This is a genomic window from Streptomyces sp. NPDC033221, from assembly GCF_055577005.1.
Map to the genome: position 1 here is coordinate 185,212 of NZ_JBVIQN010000011.1, position 14,629 is coordinate 199,840.

12 protein-coding genes are annotated in these 14,629 nt (G+C 73.1%); 4 read left to right on the plus strand and 8 right to left on the minus strand.

The features are described from left to right. Positions 1-8 precede the first annotated feature (8 nt). A complete protein-coding gene (locus ACZ53K_RS17405) occupies positions 9-1,667 on the plus strand; it encodes a penicillin-binding transpeptidase domain-containing protein (RefSeq protein WP_468836857.1) in 1,659 nt (552 codons plus the stop codon). Positions 1,668-1,872: 205 nt separating this feature from the next. Continuing rightward, positions 1,873-2,718 carry an EamA family transporter gene (locus ACZ53K_RS17410; protein ID WP_468836859.1) on the plus strand — a complete coding sequence of 282 codons (846 nt, stop codon included), beginning with the start codon at positions 1,873-1,875 and terminating at the stop codon, positions 2,716-2,718. Here the strand turns inward: ACZ53K_RS17410 and ACZ53K_RS17415 are convergent. The 6 genes from ACZ53K_RS17415 to ACZ53K_RS17440 all read right to left on the minus strand — a co-directional run bounded on the left by ACZ53K_RS17415 (position 2,715) and on the right by ACZ53K_RS17440 (position 7,869). Beyond that, positions 2,715-3,527, minus strand: a complete 813-nt coding sequence (locus ACZ53K_RS17415; RefSeq protein WP_468836861.1) for an SDR family NAD(P)-dependent oxidoreductase — start codon at positions 3,525-3,527, stop codon at positions 2,715-2,717. The genes ACZ53K_RS17410 and ACZ53K_RS17415 overlap by 4 nt on opposite strands. A gap of 54 nt (positions 3,528-3,581) precedes the next feature. Continuing rightward, positions 3,582-3,743: a hypothetical protein gene (locus ACZ53K_RS17420; RefSeq protein ID WP_468836863.1), complete on the minus strand. Its 162-nt coding sequence runs from the start codon at positions 3,741-3,743 to the stop codon at positions 3,582-3,584. 80 nt (positions 3,744-3,823) lie between these two features. Further along, a complete protein-coding gene (locus ACZ53K_RS17425) occupies positions 3,824-5,041 on the minus strand; it encodes a serine hydrolase domain-containing protein (RefSeq protein ID WP_468836865.1) in 1,218 nt (405 codons plus the stop codon). A gap of 89 nt (positions 5,042-5,130) precedes the next feature. Then, entirely contained in the window at positions 5,131-5,949 is an 819-nt protein-coding gene (locus tag ACZ53K_RS17430; protein ID WP_468836867.1) for an energy-coupling factor ABC transporter ATP-binding protein, read from the minus strand. Next, entirely contained in the window at positions 5,937-6,698 is a 762-nt protein-coding gene (gene cbiQ, locus ACZ53K_RS17435) for a cobalt ECF transporter T component CbiQ (RefSeq protein WP_468836869.1), read from the minus strand. The genes ACZ53K_RS17430 and cbiQ overlap by 13 nt, the downstream gene beginning before the upstream one ends. Position 6,699: 1 nt before the next feature. After that, positions 6,700-7,869 carry an energy-coupling factor ABC transporter permease gene (locus tag ACZ53K_RS17440; protein WP_468836871.1) on the minus strand — a complete coding sequence of 390 codons (1,170 nt, stop codon included), beginning with the start codon at positions 7,867-7,869 and terminating at the stop codon, positions 6,700-6,702. Between the two features lie 149 nt (positions 7,870-8,018). Between ACZ53K_RS17440 and ACZ53K_RS17445 the strand changes: the two genes are divergently transcribed. Both ACZ53K_RS17445 and ACZ53K_RS17450 read left to right on the plus strand, forming a co-directional pair. Continuing rightward, complete coding sequence (locus ACZ53K_RS17445; RefSeq protein WP_468836873.1) at positions 8,019-10,064, plus strand: MDR family MFS transporter; 2,046 nt, start codon at positions 8,019-8,021, stop codon at positions 10,062-10,064. 112 nt (positions 10,065-10,176) lie between these two features. Next, positions 10,177-11,376, plus strand: a complete 1,200-nt coding sequence (locus ACZ53K_RS17450) for a serine hydrolase domain-containing protein (RefSeq protein WP_468836875.1) — start codon at positions 10,177-10,179, stop codon at positions 11,374-11,376. A 164-nt stretch (positions 11,377-11,540) separates the two neighbouring features. On the opposite strand, the gene ACZ53K_RS17455 is transcribed toward ACZ53K_RS17450, so the two are convergent. Together ACZ53K_RS17455 and ACZ53K_RS17460 are read right to left on the minus strand one after the other, a co-directional pair. Then, the gene (locus ACZ53K_RS17455) at positions 11,541-13,748 is read right to left on the minus strand and encodes an MMPL family transporter (RefSeq protein ID WP_468836877.1); all 2,208 of its coding nucleotides are present in this window, start codon (positions 13,746-13,748) and stop codon (positions 11,541-11,543) included. 153 nt (positions 13,749-13,901) lie between these two features. Continuing rightward, positions 13,902-14,474, minus strand: coding sequence for a TetR/AcrR family transcriptional regulator (locus tag ACZ53K_RS17460; RefSeq protein ID WP_468836879.1), 573 nt, complete (start codon positions 14,472-14,474; stop codon positions 13,902-13,904). Positions 14,475-14,629: the final 155 nt, after the last annotated feature.

Sequence of the window (14,629 nt, forward strand, 5' to 3'; positions counted from 1 at the left end):
TCGGCGACATGCGCCGTGAGGTGAGGTACGGGCTGATCGGCGGGGCGGTGGCCCTGGTCCTGGGTGGCGTCGGCGGCTACACGCTGCTCGGCGGGTCCGGTGACGACGATCAGGCCCAGGAGGTCCGTGCGGCCCGGGACGGCAAGCCCGGCGGCGGTGCGCCCGAGGTGAAGACCGGTCCGCTGTCCGCCGAGGAAGTGACCGGCACCGCGGGGAAGTTCCTCGACGCGTGGAAGGCCGGCACCGCCGACCGGGCGGCCGCCCTCACGGACGACGCGAAGGCGGCCGCCGCCGGTCTGGCCGCGTACCCGAAGCAGACCCACTTCACGGACCTGAAGATCACCCCGGGCAAGGTCACCGGCGACAAGGTCGCCTACACGGTCGCCGCCCAGATCTCGTACAAGAACCTGAAGGCACCGTTCTCCTACGGCACCTCACTGACCGTCAAGCGGGACAAGGAGACCGGCGAGCCGCGTGTCGCCTGGGCGCCGACCCTCCTGCACCCGCAGCTGGGCAAGGGCGACGTGCTGCGGACCGGCGAGTCCGAGGCGCCGCCCATCAAGGCCGTGGACCGCAACGGCGCCGAGCTGACCAAGGAGGCGCACCCGGCGCTGGCCGGGGTGCTGGACAGCCTGCGGGACAAGTACGGCAAGAAGACGGACGGCAAGCCCGGTGTGGAGCTGTCCATCCACCGGGCCGTCGGCGACAAGGCGACCCAGAAGCCCGACGAGACGCTGAAGGTGCTCTCCAAGGGCACGCCGGGCACGCTGAAGACCACCCTGGACGCCAAGGTGCAGGAGGCGGCGGAGAAGGCGGTCAAGGGCAAGCCGAAGGCGTCCGCGGTCGCCCTCAAGCCGAGCACCGGTGAGATCCTGGCCATCGCCAACTCCCCGGAGAAAGGCTTCAACACGGCCACCCAGGGTTCGATGGCGCCCGGCTCGACGATGAAGGTCGTGACGGCGTCGATGCTCATCGACAAGGGGCTCACCGCGCCGGACAAGCCGCACCCGTGCGAGAAGTTCGTGACGGTCGGCGGCTGGAAGTTCCAGAACCTGAACAAGACCGAGATCAAGAACGGTACGTTCGCGCAGAGTTTCGCCGCGTCCTGCAACAACGCGTTCATCTCGATGGCCCCCAAGCTGTCGAACGACGACCTGACGCAGCAGGCCCGTGACGTCTTCGGCATCGGCCTGAACTGGCAGACGGGCATCCCGACCTTCGACGGCGCGGTGCCGGTGCAGAGCGACGCGCAGATGGCCGCCTCGCTGATCGGGCAGGGCGGCGTGCGGATGAACCCGCTGACCGTCGCCTCGATCGCGGCGACCGTGCAGAACGGCGGCTTCCACCAGCCGTACGTCGTCGCGCCCTCGCTCGACGGCCGGGCCCTGGCCAAGGCGCCGCGCGCGATGAAGCCGGACACCGCGTCCGCGGTGAAGTCGCTGATGAAGCTGACCGCCACGTCCGGTACGGCGGCGGAGGCGATGTCCGGGCTCAGCGGTGACATCGGCGCGAAGACCGGTTCGGCGGAGGTCGACGGGCAGGAGAAGCCGAACGCCTGGTTCACCGCCTACCGCGGGGACATCGCGGCGGCGGCCGTCGTCCCGGCCAGCGGCCACGGCGGCTCGAACGCGGGCCCGGTCGTCCGCTCGATCCTGTCGGCGGGCTGAGGCCCGCCCGCCGCGGCGGTCGCGGAGTGATCTCGCACACCCCGCCCGTCCACCATCGCATGGCCCGTACAGCTACAGCTAGCGTGCGGGCCATGCGCCCTTTCCCGTACGGTCATGAAGCCACTCGCCCACCGGCCCCCGCCGCCGGGTCCCCGGCGGCCCCGTACGCCCGGGGCCGCGCGGCCCGCGTGCGCGGACTGGCCGCATGAGCCCCCTGGTCGTCGCCGCGGTCCTGGTCGCCGCCGTCACGCACGCCGGCTGGAACGCGATCGCGCACCACATCAAGGACCAGCTGATCGCCTTCACGCTGGTCGGCGGCGGTGGCGCGGTGTGCGGCGCGGTGCTGGCCTGCTGCACGCCGCTGCCCGCGGCCGGCGCCTGGCTCCCGCTCGCCGGGTCCGCCGTGCTGCACATCGTCTACCAGGTGCTGCTGATGCAGTCCTTCCGGCTGGGCGAGTTCGGGCAGATGTACCCCATCGCGCGGGGCACCGCGCCGCTCGTCGTCACGGTCCTGGCCGCCGTCTTCGTCGGCGAACTGCCCGACGCCCGGGCCCTGGCCGGAGTCGCGCTCGCCTCGGCGGGCCTGGTGGGCGTGGCGCTGTGGGGCATCCGCGGCTCCGGTACGAAGCCGCACTGGCCCGCCATCGCCGCCGCGCTCGCCACCGGGCTGGCCATCGCCTCGTACACGACGGTGGACGGCGTCGGTGTCCGCGCCTCCGGCACCCCGCTCGGTTACATCGCCTGGCTGATGATCCTCGAAGGCCTGGCGATCCCCGCGTACGCGCTGGCCACCCGGCGCCGCGCGCTCCTCACCCAGCTCCGCCCGGTGGCGCTGCGCGGCGCGGCCGGCGGCGTGCTGTCCGTCTTCGCCTACGGCCTGGTGCTGTGGGCCCAGACGCGCGCCCACCTGGCGCCGATCGCCGCGCTGCGCGAATCATCGATCATCGTGGGCGCGGCCATCGGCACACTGTTCTTCAAGGAACGTTTCGGCGCCCCTCGGCTCGCGGCGGCGGGCCTGATGGTCGCGGGGATCGCGCTGATGCTGCACTAGGGCGCTTGCGGTTCGCCGTTCAGCGCCCGGCTCAGGGACAGGTTGGCGATCAGGATGCCGCCGTCCACCGGGAGGGTGACGCCGGTGATCCAGGCGGCGTCCGTGGAGGCGAGGAAGGCCACGGCCGCGGCGATGTCGTCGGGGCGGCCGACGCGGCCCAGGGGGTACTCGGACGCGGCGCGTTCCAGCGCTTCGGGGCGGTCTCCCCAGTTGGGGGTGTCGACCGTGCCCGGCGCGACGAGGTTGACCCGTACGCCCCGCCGGGCCGCCTCGCCCGCGAGCGTGCGGGTGAGGGAGGCCAGGCCCGCCTTGGCGGCGCTGTACGCGTGGTTGCCGAAGTCCTGCTCGCCGTTGACCGAGCCGACGCTGACGATCGCGCCGCGACCGCCGGCGGCGGCCAGGTGGGGCAGGGCGGCGCGGGCGCAGCGGAACGCGCCGTTGAGGGTGATGTCCAGGTCACCGGTCCAGTCGTCGTCCCGGTGGTCCTCGAAGCGCGGCGGGTCGGGCCGGCACCGGAAGGCGTTGTTGACGAGCACGTCGAGCCCGCCGAAGCGCCGTACGGCGTGCGTGACGGCCGCTTCCACGGCGGTACGGTCCGCGACATCGCAGGCGAGCGCCCCGGCGGTGCCGCCGCTGCCGCGTACGGGCGCGCTCTCGCGGATACGGGCGGCCGCCTTCTCGGCCCGGCCGCCGTCCAGGTCGGTGACCAGCACCCGCGCGCCCTCGGTGGCGAGCCGCCGCGCGGTGGCCTCGCCGATGCCCCGGCCGGCGCCGGTGATCAGTACGCTGTAGCCGTCGAATCGCCGCATGCGCCCACCTTGGCGCATATGCCCCGGCGGCAACAGACCGCGGGCGGCGCCCGGTCAGTACCGTTTCGGCGCCGGCTTCGGCTTCTCCCCGCGTACGGACGGCTGGTCCGCGTTGACCTCCTCGGCGCTGCGGTCCCGCTCGCCGTTCAGCGGCTTCGGCTTGTCCTGGTCGGGCCCGGCCTCCCGGGGGTCCGTCAGCTTGCGCTCGTCGCCCATGTCGGCTCCTTGGGGTGTGGAGTGGCTGATCAGGGCGTACGGGTGCCCCGGGAGCCTCGTACGACACGTGCGCCCCGCGCTCAGTCCTCCAGCGCCGCCCGCAGCGCCCGTACGAGCGCCTGGGCCCGCGGGTCGGCCGTCACGTTCTGCTGCATCCCGTTGGTGACGTAGCCGAGAGCCGTGCCGGACTCGGGATCGGCGAAGGCCAGGCAGCCGCCGCGGCCCGGGTGGCCGAAGGAGCCGGGGGCCAGGAGGGGCGAGGCGGGGCCGTGCAGCATGTAGCCGAGGCCGAAGCGGGTGTTGACGACGAGGGTACGGTCGGGGCCCGCGGACTCCTCGGTGCGGGCCAGGGTGAGCGTGGCGGGCGCGAAGAGGCGGGGGTGGCCGTCGACGGGGCCGATGAGCGCCGCGTAGCAGCGGGCCAGGGCACGGGCGGTGGCGATGCCGTTGGAGGCGGGGAGTTCGGCGGCCCGGTAGGTGTCGGCGTTCTCGTCGGGGGCCGGGGTGATGGCGCCGAAGGCGCGCCGGGTGAGGGAGGCGGGGTCGCCGTACGCGTCGGAGACGTTGCGCTTGGGGCGTACGCGCAGTCCGGCGGCGGCGGGCGGGGCCGGTGCTTCGACGTCGGCCAGGCGGCCGGTGCGGGCGAGCGCGTCGGCGGGTGCGCCGACCCACAGTTCCAGCCCGAGGGGCCCGGATATCTCGTCGGCGATCCAGGTGCCGATGGTGCGGCCGGTGATCCGCCGTACCAGTTCGGCCAGCAGCCAGCTGTAGGTCTGGGCGTGGTAGCCGTGCTCGGCACCGGGTGTCCAGGCGGGGGCCTGGGCGGCGAGGGCGGCGGGGCCGCTGACGCCGTCGACGGCCTCTTCGGGGGTGAGCGGGGTGTCCAGGACGGGCAGTCCGGCGCGGTGCGAGAGCAGGTGGCGGACCAGGACGCGTTCCTTGCCGGCGGCCTTGAACTCGGGCCAGTAGGTGCCGACGGGGGCGTCCAGGTCGAGCAGTCCGCGCTGGTGCAGCAGGAGCGGGACGATGGCGGCGACGCCCTTGGTGGCGGAGCGGATGACCTGGGCGGTGTCCGCCTCCCAGGGGGCGGCGTCGTCCGGCGTACCCTCGGCGGGGCCGTCGGCGTCCCGGCTGCCGCCCCACAGGTCGACGATCTTGCGCCCGTGCCGGTAGACGGCGACAGCCGCGCCGCGCTCGCCGCGCTGCGCGAAGTTGGCCGCAAAGGCGTCCCGGACCGGCTCGAAGCCGTCCGCGACCGTGCCCTGGACGTCCACCACTGTTTCCCGCTTCCCACTCATCCGTCGCGTTTGTGACCTATCAATGGTGCAACGCGCGGATCAGTGCTGGTGACCAGGGGCGGTGCCGGACGCGGTGTGCGGGGGTGCCGTCAGGGCGTGGGGATCGTCACAGAGCGCGGATCGAAACCGAAGGGCAGTTCGAGTCGGTGCGCGGTCATCAGTTCCGTGTCGCCCAGCAGGTCCTGGGTGGGGCCGTCGGCGGTGATGACGCCCCCGGACAGCACGACGGACCGCGGGCACAGTTCGAGCGCGTACGGCAGGTCGTGGGTGACCATCAGCACCGTCACGTCCAACGCCCGCAGGATGTCGGCGAGTTCGCGGCGGGAGGCGGGGTCGAGGTTGGAGGACGGCTCGTCCAGTACGAGGATCTCGGGGCGCATCGCGAGGACGGTGGCGACCGCGACGCGGCGGCGCTGCCCGAAGGAGAGGTGGTGCGGCGGGCGGTCGGCGTACTCCGCCATGCCGACGCGGCCGAGGGCCTCGGTGACCCGGGCCGCCAGTCCGGCGCCGCGCAGCCCGGCCGCGGCGGGCCCGAAGGCGACGTCCTCGCGGACGGTGGGCATGAACAGCTGGTCGTCGGGGTCCTGGAAGACGATGCCGACGCGGCGGCGGATCTCGGCGAGGTGGCGCCGGGTGACGGGCAGCCCGGCGACCGTGACGGTGCCGGCGCCGGGCGTGAGGATGCCGTTCAGGTGCAGGACGAGGGTGGTCTTGCCGGCGCCGTTGGGGCCGAGCAGCGCGACCCGCTCGCCGCGGGCGACGGTCAGGTCGACGCCGTAGAGGGCCTGGTGTCCGTCGGGGTAGGCGTAGGCGAGCCCGGCGACCTCCAGGGAGGGTGCGGAGGCTCCCCGGGGCGGTACGGGTGCGGTGGTGACGGGTGGGGTCACGGGGTCGTTCACAGAGTCCATCCCAGCAGGCATACGGCGAGGGCGGCGGCGGGCAGGGCGGCGGCGCGGACCCACTGGGCGCCGGTGGCCGCGGCGGCGTCCGGTGCCGGCAGGGTGCCGGTGTAGCCGCGGCTGACCATGGCGAGGTGGACGCGTTCGCCGCGCTCGTAGGAGCGGATGAACAGGGCGCCCGCGGACTTGGCGAGGACGCCCCAGTGGCGTGGCCCGCGCGCCTGGAAGCCGCGGGAGAGGCGGGCGACGCGCATCCGCCGCAGCTCGTCGGCGATGACGTCGCCGTAGCGGATCATGAAGGAGGCGATCTGGACGAGCAGCGGCGGCATCCGCAGCCGTTGCAGGCCGAGCAGCAGGCCGCGCAGGTCGGTGGTGGCGGCGAGCAGGACGGAGGCGGCGACGCCCAGGGTGCCCTTGGCGAGGATGTTCCAGGCGCCCCAGAGACCGGGCTCGCTCAGTGCCGTCCCCAGGATGCGGACGCGCGGCCCGGTGGCGACGAACGGCATCAGGACGGCGAAGGCCACGAACGGCACCTCGATGAGCAGCCGCTTGAGCAGGAAGGCGGCGGGCACCCGGGCCGCCGCCGCGACCGCGGCGAGCAGCAGCGCGTACAGGGCGAACGTCCAGACGGCGGTGCGCGGGGTGGCGACGACGGCCAGGACGAAGCAGAGCACCGCCGCGATCTTGCAGTGCGGTGGCAGGGCGTGCACCGGCGAGTGCCCGTGCCGGTAGAGCTTGTGGGCGTGCCCGGAGCCCATGTCAGGCCGATTCCGGGGTGTGCCGCGGGGGCGCCGGGGTGTCCCCGGCGGCCGTGTCGGCCCCGGCCGCGGCAGCGGCGTCCGTCCCGGTGGCGTCCCGGGCCGCGCCGCGGCGGCGCCGTACGACGACGAAGACGCCGGTGCCGGCGGCGAGCGTCGCGCCCACGCCGATCACCCCGGCGAGCCCGCCGGAGGCCCGGGGATTCGCGATGTCCTTGACGCTGTAGTCGGCCAGCGGCGAGTCCTTCGCGGCGTGCTCATCGGCCTTGGCGTCGATGCCCTGGTCCTGGGCGACCTTCTCCAGGCCGTCCGGGCTGGTGGAGGCGTAGTAACTGACGCCGCCCGCGCAGACGAGCGCGACGGCGACGCCGGCCAGCCATACACGGCGGGTGGAGCGCCGGGCGCCGGGCCCGGCCGCCTCCGCCGGTCCCGGCTCCCGCTCCCCCGCTTCCGCCGCGGGTCCGGCCAAGGGGGAAGTCCGCAGCTGGAGCGGCTTGGCCAGCCCGCGCGCCCCGTACACGAGGTCGGGGCGCACGGCGAGGACCGCGCCGACGGTCAGCGCGGTGATGGCGGCCTCGCCGATGCCGATGAGGAGGTGCACGCCGGTCATCGCGGCGAAGACGGTACCGATCGGCACATCGGTGGTGCCGCCCAGCGCGTACAGGCCGGTGAAGGCGACGGCGGCGGCCGGTACGGACACCACGGCGGCCGCGAAGGCGGCGGCCGTCACCGTGCGGCGGCCGCGCGGCAGCACCTTCACCAGGCCGCGGAAGATCCCGTACGCGACGAGGACGGTCACCACCGCCATGTCGGTGATGTTCACACCGAGCGCGGTCAGCCCACCGTCCGCGAAGAGCACGGCCTGCATGAGCAGGACGACGGAGACGCAGAGCACGCCGGTGTACGGGCCGACGAGGATGGCGGCCAGCGCGCCGCCGAGCAGGTGACCGCTGGTTCCGGCGGCGACGGGGAAGTTGAGCATCTGGACGGCGAAGATGAAGGCGGCGACGAGGCCGGCGAGAGGTGCGGTGCGTTCGGCGCCGAACGCGCCGGTCCCGGAGCCGCCCAGTTCGCGGCGGGCGCCGCGCAGGCTGACGGCCACGGCGGCAGCGGCGAGGACGCCGGTGGCGGCCGATACGGGGGCGTCGATGAATCCGTCGGGTACGTGCATGAGGGTCTCCGCTCAGCCGCGCAATCCCTTCATCGTGGCCGTACTGCAAACGGGTCGCAAGAGCGCTCGGGGCGCGAAACGGCAACGGCGCGTCACCCCCGCAGCAGCAAAAGGTGGCGAAGCGGGGCAATGGCGCAAAGGCTTGATCCATGACCACGGCCGCCGCGCAAGCCTCCGCCCCCGAAGCGCGCAGCGCTCCGCCCGCGCTCAGCCGCCGCCGTACCAACCTGGTCTTCACCACGATCGTGCTCGGCATGCTGCTGGCCGCCCTGGACCAGACGATCGTGTCCACGGCGCTGCCCACGATCGTGGCGGACCTGGGCGGCGGCGGGCACATGGCGTGGGTGGTGACGGCCTACCTGCTGGCGGAGACCGTCTCGACGGTGCTGGTCGGCAAGTTCGGCGACCTCTTCGGCCGGAAAGTCATCTTCCAGGTCAGCGCGGTGGTCTTCGTCGCGGGCTCGATCCTGGCCGGCGCCTCGGCCTCGATGCTGATGCTGGTCGCGGCCCGCGCGGTGCAGGGCATCGGCGGCGGCGGGCTGATGGTGACGGCGATGGCGCTGATCGCGGATGTCATCCCGCTGCGCGAACGCGGCAAGTACCAGGGCGCGCTGGGCGCCGTCTTCGGTGTGACGACGGTCGTCGGGCCCACGCTGGGCGGCCTGTTCACCGACCACGCCTCCTGGCGCTGGTGCTTCTACGTCAACATCCCCATCGCGATCGTCATGGTCGTCATGGCGGCGCGTACGGTCCCGGTCGTACGGGCCGCGGTCCGCCCGGTGATCGACTACATCGGCATCGTGCTGGTCGCGCTGGGCGCCTCCGGCCTGGTGCTGGGCCTGGAGTGGGGCGGCAACGAGTACGCGTGGAGCTCACCCGTCACCATCGGCCTGTTCGTCGGCTCGGCGGTGCTGCTGGCGGCCTTCGTCTTCGTGGAGCTGCGGGCCAAGGAGCCCATGCTCCCCATGCACCTGTTCCGCAATCCGGTCTTCACCGTCTGCTCGGTGCTCAGCTTCATCGTCGGTTTCGCGATGCTCGGCGCGATGACGTACCTGCCGACGTATCTCCAGTTCGTCGACGGCGTCTCGGCGACGATGTCAGGCGTCCGGACACTCCCGATGGTCGCCGGGCTGCTCGGCACCTCCATGCTCTCCGGCGTCGTCGTCAGCCGCACCGGCCGCTACCGGCTCTTCCCGATCGCCGGTACGGGGGTGATGGCGCTCGGCCTGTACCTGATGTCGACGATGGGCGCGGACACCGGTGTCTGGCTCGAATCGCTGTACATGTTCGTGCTGGGCCTCGGCATCGGCCTGGCGATGCAGGTGCTGACCATCGCCGTGCAGAACACGGTCAACTACCACGAGCTGGGCTCGGCGACCTCCGGCGTGACCTTCTTCCGTACCCTCGGCTCGTCCTTCGGCACGGCCGTCTTCGGCACGCTCTACAGCAACCGCCTGGACCCCAACCTCAAGGCGGCGCTGGCGAAGTCCCCGGGCGTGCCACCGGAGGCAGCGGCCAGCCCGCAGGCACTGCACCGGCTGCCCACCGCGCAGGCCAGGCCGGTGATCGACGCCTACGCGGACACCGTCAACCACGTCTTCCAGTGGGTGGTGCCGGTCGCGCTGGCCGGGTTCGTGGTGGCGTGGTTCCTCAAGGAAGTACCACTGCGCGACAGCGCACGGGCCGCCGCCGGTGACCTCGGCGAGGGCTTCGCCGCACCCGACTCCACCGACTCCGACCAGCAGTTGGAGCGTGCGGTGGCGCGGACGATGCGCAAGGCGGAGGGGCCGGTGAGCCTGGAGGTGCTGGCCGCGTCCGGCAGCCCGCTGACGCCCGGCCAGGCGTGGGCGCTGGGCCAGATTCACTGGCGCACCCGTATCCACGGCGAGACGTCGCTGGCGGCCGTCGCGCAGGCGCACCGGATGCCGGACGAGGTGCTGGAGCCGGTCTTCACGCGGGTGGTGTCCGGCGGGTACGCGCGGCAGGAGGACGGCGGCCGGCTGGTGCCGACCGAGGCGGGCCGCCACGAGATCGACCGGCTGATCGTCGCCTGGCGCGAGTGGCTGGACGAGCGGCTGGAGGGCTGGACCGCGGAGGACCCCGAGGACCGGGCCCGCCTGGCGCGGGCGCTGGACAACATGGCGGCGCGGCTGCTGGACGAGGACTCGTCGCACCGGGAGCGGACGGCGGTCTGAGGGCGGGTACGCGCCACGGCCGTCCAAGTGTCCGGGGGCGTCCTGGACGGGGCAACGGCCCGAGGTTAGGTTGCCAAGGCAACCATTTAGCCCGCGGGAGGAGCCGTCGACCGTGACCGCAGCCGTTCAGGGCACCTGTGCCCCCGAGTTCGAGAACGTACGGGCCGAGTTCGAACGCAACTTCGCCGGCCGCGGCGAGGTGGGCGCGTCGCTCGCGGTGACCCTGGACGGCGAGACCGTCGTCGACCTGTGGGGCGGGCACGCCGACGCCGACGGCACCCGCCCGTGGGAGCGCGACACCCTCGTCAACGTCTACTCGACGACCAAGGGCATGACCGCCCTGTGCGCCCATCTGCTCGCCGACCGCGGCGAGTTGGACCTGGACGCGCCCGTTTCCCGCTACTGGCCCGAGTTCGCGCAGGCCGGCAAGGGCGAGGTACCGGTGCGCTGGCTGCTCTCGCACCGTGTGGGCCTCCTCGGCCCGCGGGAGCGCCTGCGGCCCGAGGACGTGTACGACTGGGAGAAGACCTGCGCCGTCCTGGCCGCCACCGAGCCCTGGTGGCAGCCGGGCACCGCGCAGGGCTACCACGCCGTCAGTTTCGGCTTCCTGGTCGGCGAGGTCGTCCGCCGTATCACCGGTGTCCCGCTCGGCGCCTTCCTGCGTACGGAGATCACCGAACCGCTCGGCGCCGACCTCTACATCGGCACCCCCGCCTCGGAGCACGGCCGCTGCGCCCGGCTGATCGGCCCGGACGGCGGCGGCACCCTCAGCGGCGCGTTCCCGGGGCTGCCGGAGGGGCCCGTACGGTCGCTGGACGCCCACCCGTTCGCCCCGATGGCGCTCGCCATGGGGCACCTCCCCCTGGGCGACGTGAACAGCGCCGCCTGCCGCTCCGCCGAGATACCCGCCGCCAACGGCAACGCCACCGCCCGGGGCCTGGCGGCGGTCTACGGCGCGCTGGCGTGCGGCGAACTGGTCGGCCCCGGCACCCTCGCCGCCCTGCGGGAGCCGCAGGGCCGCCCCGGCGAGCCGGACGTGGTGCTCGGCGCCATCGTGCCGGACGGCGCCCTGCCGTTCACCTGGGCCGCCGGTTACATGCTCAACAGCGGCGGCTTCCTCGGCCCCAACAGGGCCGCGTTCGGCCATGGCGGCGCGGGCGGTTCCCTCGCCTTCGCCGACCCGGAGAACCGGCTGTCGTACGCGTACGCGATGAACAAGTTCGGCGGCGGCACGACGGGCGGCGACACCCGCAACGTCGCGCTGGTCGAGGCGGTGTACGCGGCACCGGGACCGGCCGGGCGCACCGCCTGAGGCGGCCGGGACACCGGCGTACGACAAGGCCCGGCGACGGGCCCCGTCCCCACGGAGTCCGTCGCCGGGCCTGGCCGCGCCGCGCCCCGTCCCCACGGGGCGGCGCGGACCGGGGCGGACGCGCCGCTCACACGGCCGCCCCGGGGCTGGTCACACCTCGGTCGTCACACCTTGGTGAGTTCCGGCTTCCCGGCCGGTTCGGGTGCGAGGTGCTTCTGGAGCTGTTCGCCTTCGACGTCGACGTCGGGCAGGGCCCGCTGGAGCCACTTGGGCAGCCACCACGCCGCGCGTCCGAGGAGGGCGAGGACGGCGGGGACGAGGGCCATGCGGACCACGAACGCGTCGAAGAAGACGGCGACGGCGAGTCCGAAGCCGATCATCTTGATCATGGATTCGGAGGAGCCGATGAAGCCCGCGAAGACCGAGATCATGATGACCGCGGCGGCGGTGACCACCCGCGCGCCGTGCCGGAAGCCGGTGACGACCGCCTGCCCGGGGCGCTCCCCGTGGACGAACGCCTCGCGCATCCGCGTGACGAGGAAGACCTCGTAGTCCATGGCGAGTCCGAAGACCACGCCCACCATGAAGATCGGCATCATGCTCATGACCGGGCCGGTCTGCTCGACACCGAACAGGTCCGCCAGCCAGCCCCACTGGAAGACCGCGACCACCGCGCCGAGCGCCGCGACGACCGAGAGCAGGAAGCCGAGCGCGGCCTTCAGGGGCACCAGGACGGACCGGAAGACCACCATGAGCAGCAGGAAGGCCAGGCCGACCACCAGCGCCAGGTAGGGCAGCAGGGCGTCGTTGAGCTTCTCGGAGACGTCGATGTTCATCGCGGTGGTTCCGGTGACCAGCGCCCGCGCGTCGGCGTCCCGTGCCGCGTCGCCCGCCTTGCCGCGGATCTCGTGGACCAGGTCCTCGGTCTCGGTGCTGCTCGGCTTGGACTTCGGTACGACGCTGAGCATCGCGGTGTCCCCGGCCTGGTTGAAGGTCGGCGGGGTGACGGCCGCGACGCCGTCGAGCTTGGCGACGGTGGTGGCGACCCGTGCGGCCGCCGCCTTCGGGTCCTTGCCGCCCTGCCCGTCCACGACCAGCATCAGCGGCCCGTTGAAGCCCGGTCCGAAGCCGTCGGAGAGCAGGTCGTACGCCTTGCGCTGGGTGGTGCTGGCGGGCTGGGCGCCGTCGTCCGGCAGGCCCATCTCCAGCGAGGCGGCGGGTACGGCGATGACGCCCAGGCCGACGACTCCGGCGAGCAGCACGGCGACCGGGCGCCGCAGTACGAAGCGCGCCCAGCGGGTGCCCATGTTGGGCTTGCCGCCCTCGGCCTCCCCGGGGGCGGTGGCGCCCTTGCGGGCCTTGCGGCTCAGTACCCGCTTGCCCGCGAAGCCGAGCAGCGCGGGGATCAGGGTCAGGGCGACGAGTACGGCGATGACGACGGTGCCGGCCGCCGCGATGCCCATCTTGGTGAGCATCGGGATGTTGACCACCGACAGGCCCACCAGGGCGATGACGACGGTCAGTCCGGCGAAGACCACCGCGGACCCGGCGGTTCCGGCCGCGCGCCCGGCGGCCTCTTCCCGCTCGCGGCCCTCAGCCAGTTCGGAGCGGTAGCGGGAGACGATGAACAGCGCGTAGTCGATGCCGACGGCGAGGCCGATCATCATGGCGAGGGTGGACGTCGTACTCGACAGGTCCAGCACGCTGCCGAGCGCGGTGATCGACGCGACGCCGATGCCCACGCCGATCAGCGCGGTCAGCAGCGGCAGGCCGGCGGCTATCAGCGCGCCGAAGGTAATGACGAGGACGATGGCGGAGATGACGATGCCGATGACCTCGGTGGCGCCGGTCTCCGGCATCGCCTGGAGCGCGTTGCCGCCGATCTCGACGGTCAGCCCGGCGTCCCGGCCGTGCTGGGCCGCTTCCTTGAGCGCGTCGCGCGCGTCGTCCTTCAGCTCGAAGCCGGAGACCTTGTAGGTGACCTGCGCATAGGCGATCTTGCCGTTCTGGGCCACCCCCTTGGCCAGGTACGGGTCGGAGACCGAGGCGACCTGCGGCGAGGAGGACTTCAGCTCCCCGACGACCTTCCCGACGGCCTGCTTCTGCGCGGGCGCGGTGACCTGCTGCCCGTCGGGCGCCTTGAAGACCACGCGCGCGGTGGCGCCGTCCGCCTTGGTGCCGGGGAAGCGCTCGCCCAGCAGGTCGAAGGTCTTCTGCGACTCCGTGCCCGGTACGGAGAAGGAGTCGGCGGCGGGCGAGGACGCGGTGGCGGCGCCGACTCCGGCGACGGCCAGCAGCGCCACCCATATGAGGGCGACGAAGCGGCGTCGCCGGAAGGCGAACCGTCCGAGTTTGTAAAGGAATGTAGCCACGAGAAGGGGTGCTCCCGTCGGGATGTGGGACGTACAAGGGCGTACGGAGCCGGCCCGACGACGAGAGCGGCGCGTCGAGTGCTGCCGTTTGAGGGGGGAGTTATGGGGAGTTGTGGCAACGGGGCCCGGCCTGGGGGGGGCGGCCGGGCCCGGTCAGACGCCGAGGGCGGGGAGGACCACGGCGTCGACGTAATCGATGAGGAAGGCGCGGTTCGGGGGCCGGTCCTCGATGAGCTGCTGGGCGACGAAGGCGCCGATCATCATGTGCGGGACATAGCCGAGCGCGGGGCGGTCGGCGGGGATCTCGCCGCGTTCGACGGCGCGCGCGAGCATCGCGTCCAGTCCGTTGATCTCGGGCCCGATGAGCAGCTCACGCAGCGCCCGGTGGAGGTCCGGGTTGTCGTGCGCGGCCTGCGCCAGGCCCCGGATCAGCGCGGAGTCCTGTTCCATCCGGCAGTCGTCATCGCTGGCGACCATCGCATGCAGGTCGCCGCGGAGGCTGCCGGTGTCGATGTCCGCGATCCGGACGGGCTTGTGGTGGTCCAGCGCCTTGGCGACCAGTTCGGGCTTGCCCTGCCACTGGCGGTAGAGGGTGGCCTTGCTGGCGCGGGTGCGGGTGGCGACGGCGTCCATGGTCAGGGCGTCGTAACCGACTTCGCGGAGCAGGTCGAGCACGGCCGTGTACAGCTCCGCCTCGCGCTCGGGGGTCAGCCGGCTGCGGCCCATCGCGGCGCACCTCCTCGGATTCCCATGTGAACGAAACGGTTTCGTACAGCTTCGTACGGATCGACCGTACCCCCGGCCGAAGCGAAACGGAAACGTTTCGATGGTGGTGTGTGTCACGGGAGCACGGCCCGCGGCCGAGTTGCCACGCTCCGCCC

Excerpts from the sequence above, each read along its gene's own strand:
- ACZ53K_RS17425 (WP_468836865.1), bottom strand. The coding sequence starts at position 5,041 with ATGAGTGGGAAGCGGGAAACAGTGGTGGACGTCCAGGGCACGGTCGCG.
- ACZ53K_RS17405 (WP_468836857.1), top strand. The coding sequence starts at position 9 with ATGCGCCGTGAGGTGAGGTACGGGCTGATCGGCGGGGCGGTGGCCCTG.
- ACZ53K_RS17410 (WP_468836859.1), top strand. The coding sequence starts at position 1,873 with ATGAGCCCCCTGGTCGTCGCCGCGGTCCTGGTCGCCGCCGTCACGCAC.
- ACZ53K_RS17460 (WP_468836879.1), bottom strand. The coding sequence starts at position 14,474 with ATGGGCCGCAGCCGGCTGACCCCCGAGCGCGAGGCGGAGCTGTACACG.
- ACZ53K_RS17440 (WP_468836871.1), bottom strand. The coding sequence starts at position 7,869 with ATGCACGTACCCGACGGATTCATCGACGCCCCCGTATCGGCCGCCACC.
- ACZ53K_RS17420 (WP_468836863.1), bottom strand. The coding sequence starts at position 3,743 with ATGGGCGACGAGCGCAAGCTGACGGACCCCCGGGAGGCCGGGCCCGAC.
- cbiQ (WP_468836869.1), bottom strand. The coding sequence starts at position 6,698 with ATGGGCTCCGGGCACGCCCACAAGCTCTACCGGCACGGGCACTCGCCG.
- ACZ53K_RS17415 (WP_468836861.1), bottom strand. The coding sequence starts at position 3,527 with ATGCGGCGATTCGACGGCTACAGCGTACTGATCACCGGCGCCGGCCGG.
- ACZ53K_RS17445 (WP_468836873.1), top strand. The coding sequence starts at position 8,019 with ATGACCACGGCCGCCGCGCAAGCCTCCGCCCCCGAAGCGCGCAGCGCT.
- ACZ53K_RS17430 (WP_468836867.1), bottom strand. The coding sequence starts at position 5,949 with ATGGACTCTGTGAACGACCCCGTGACCCCACCCGTCACCACCGCACCC.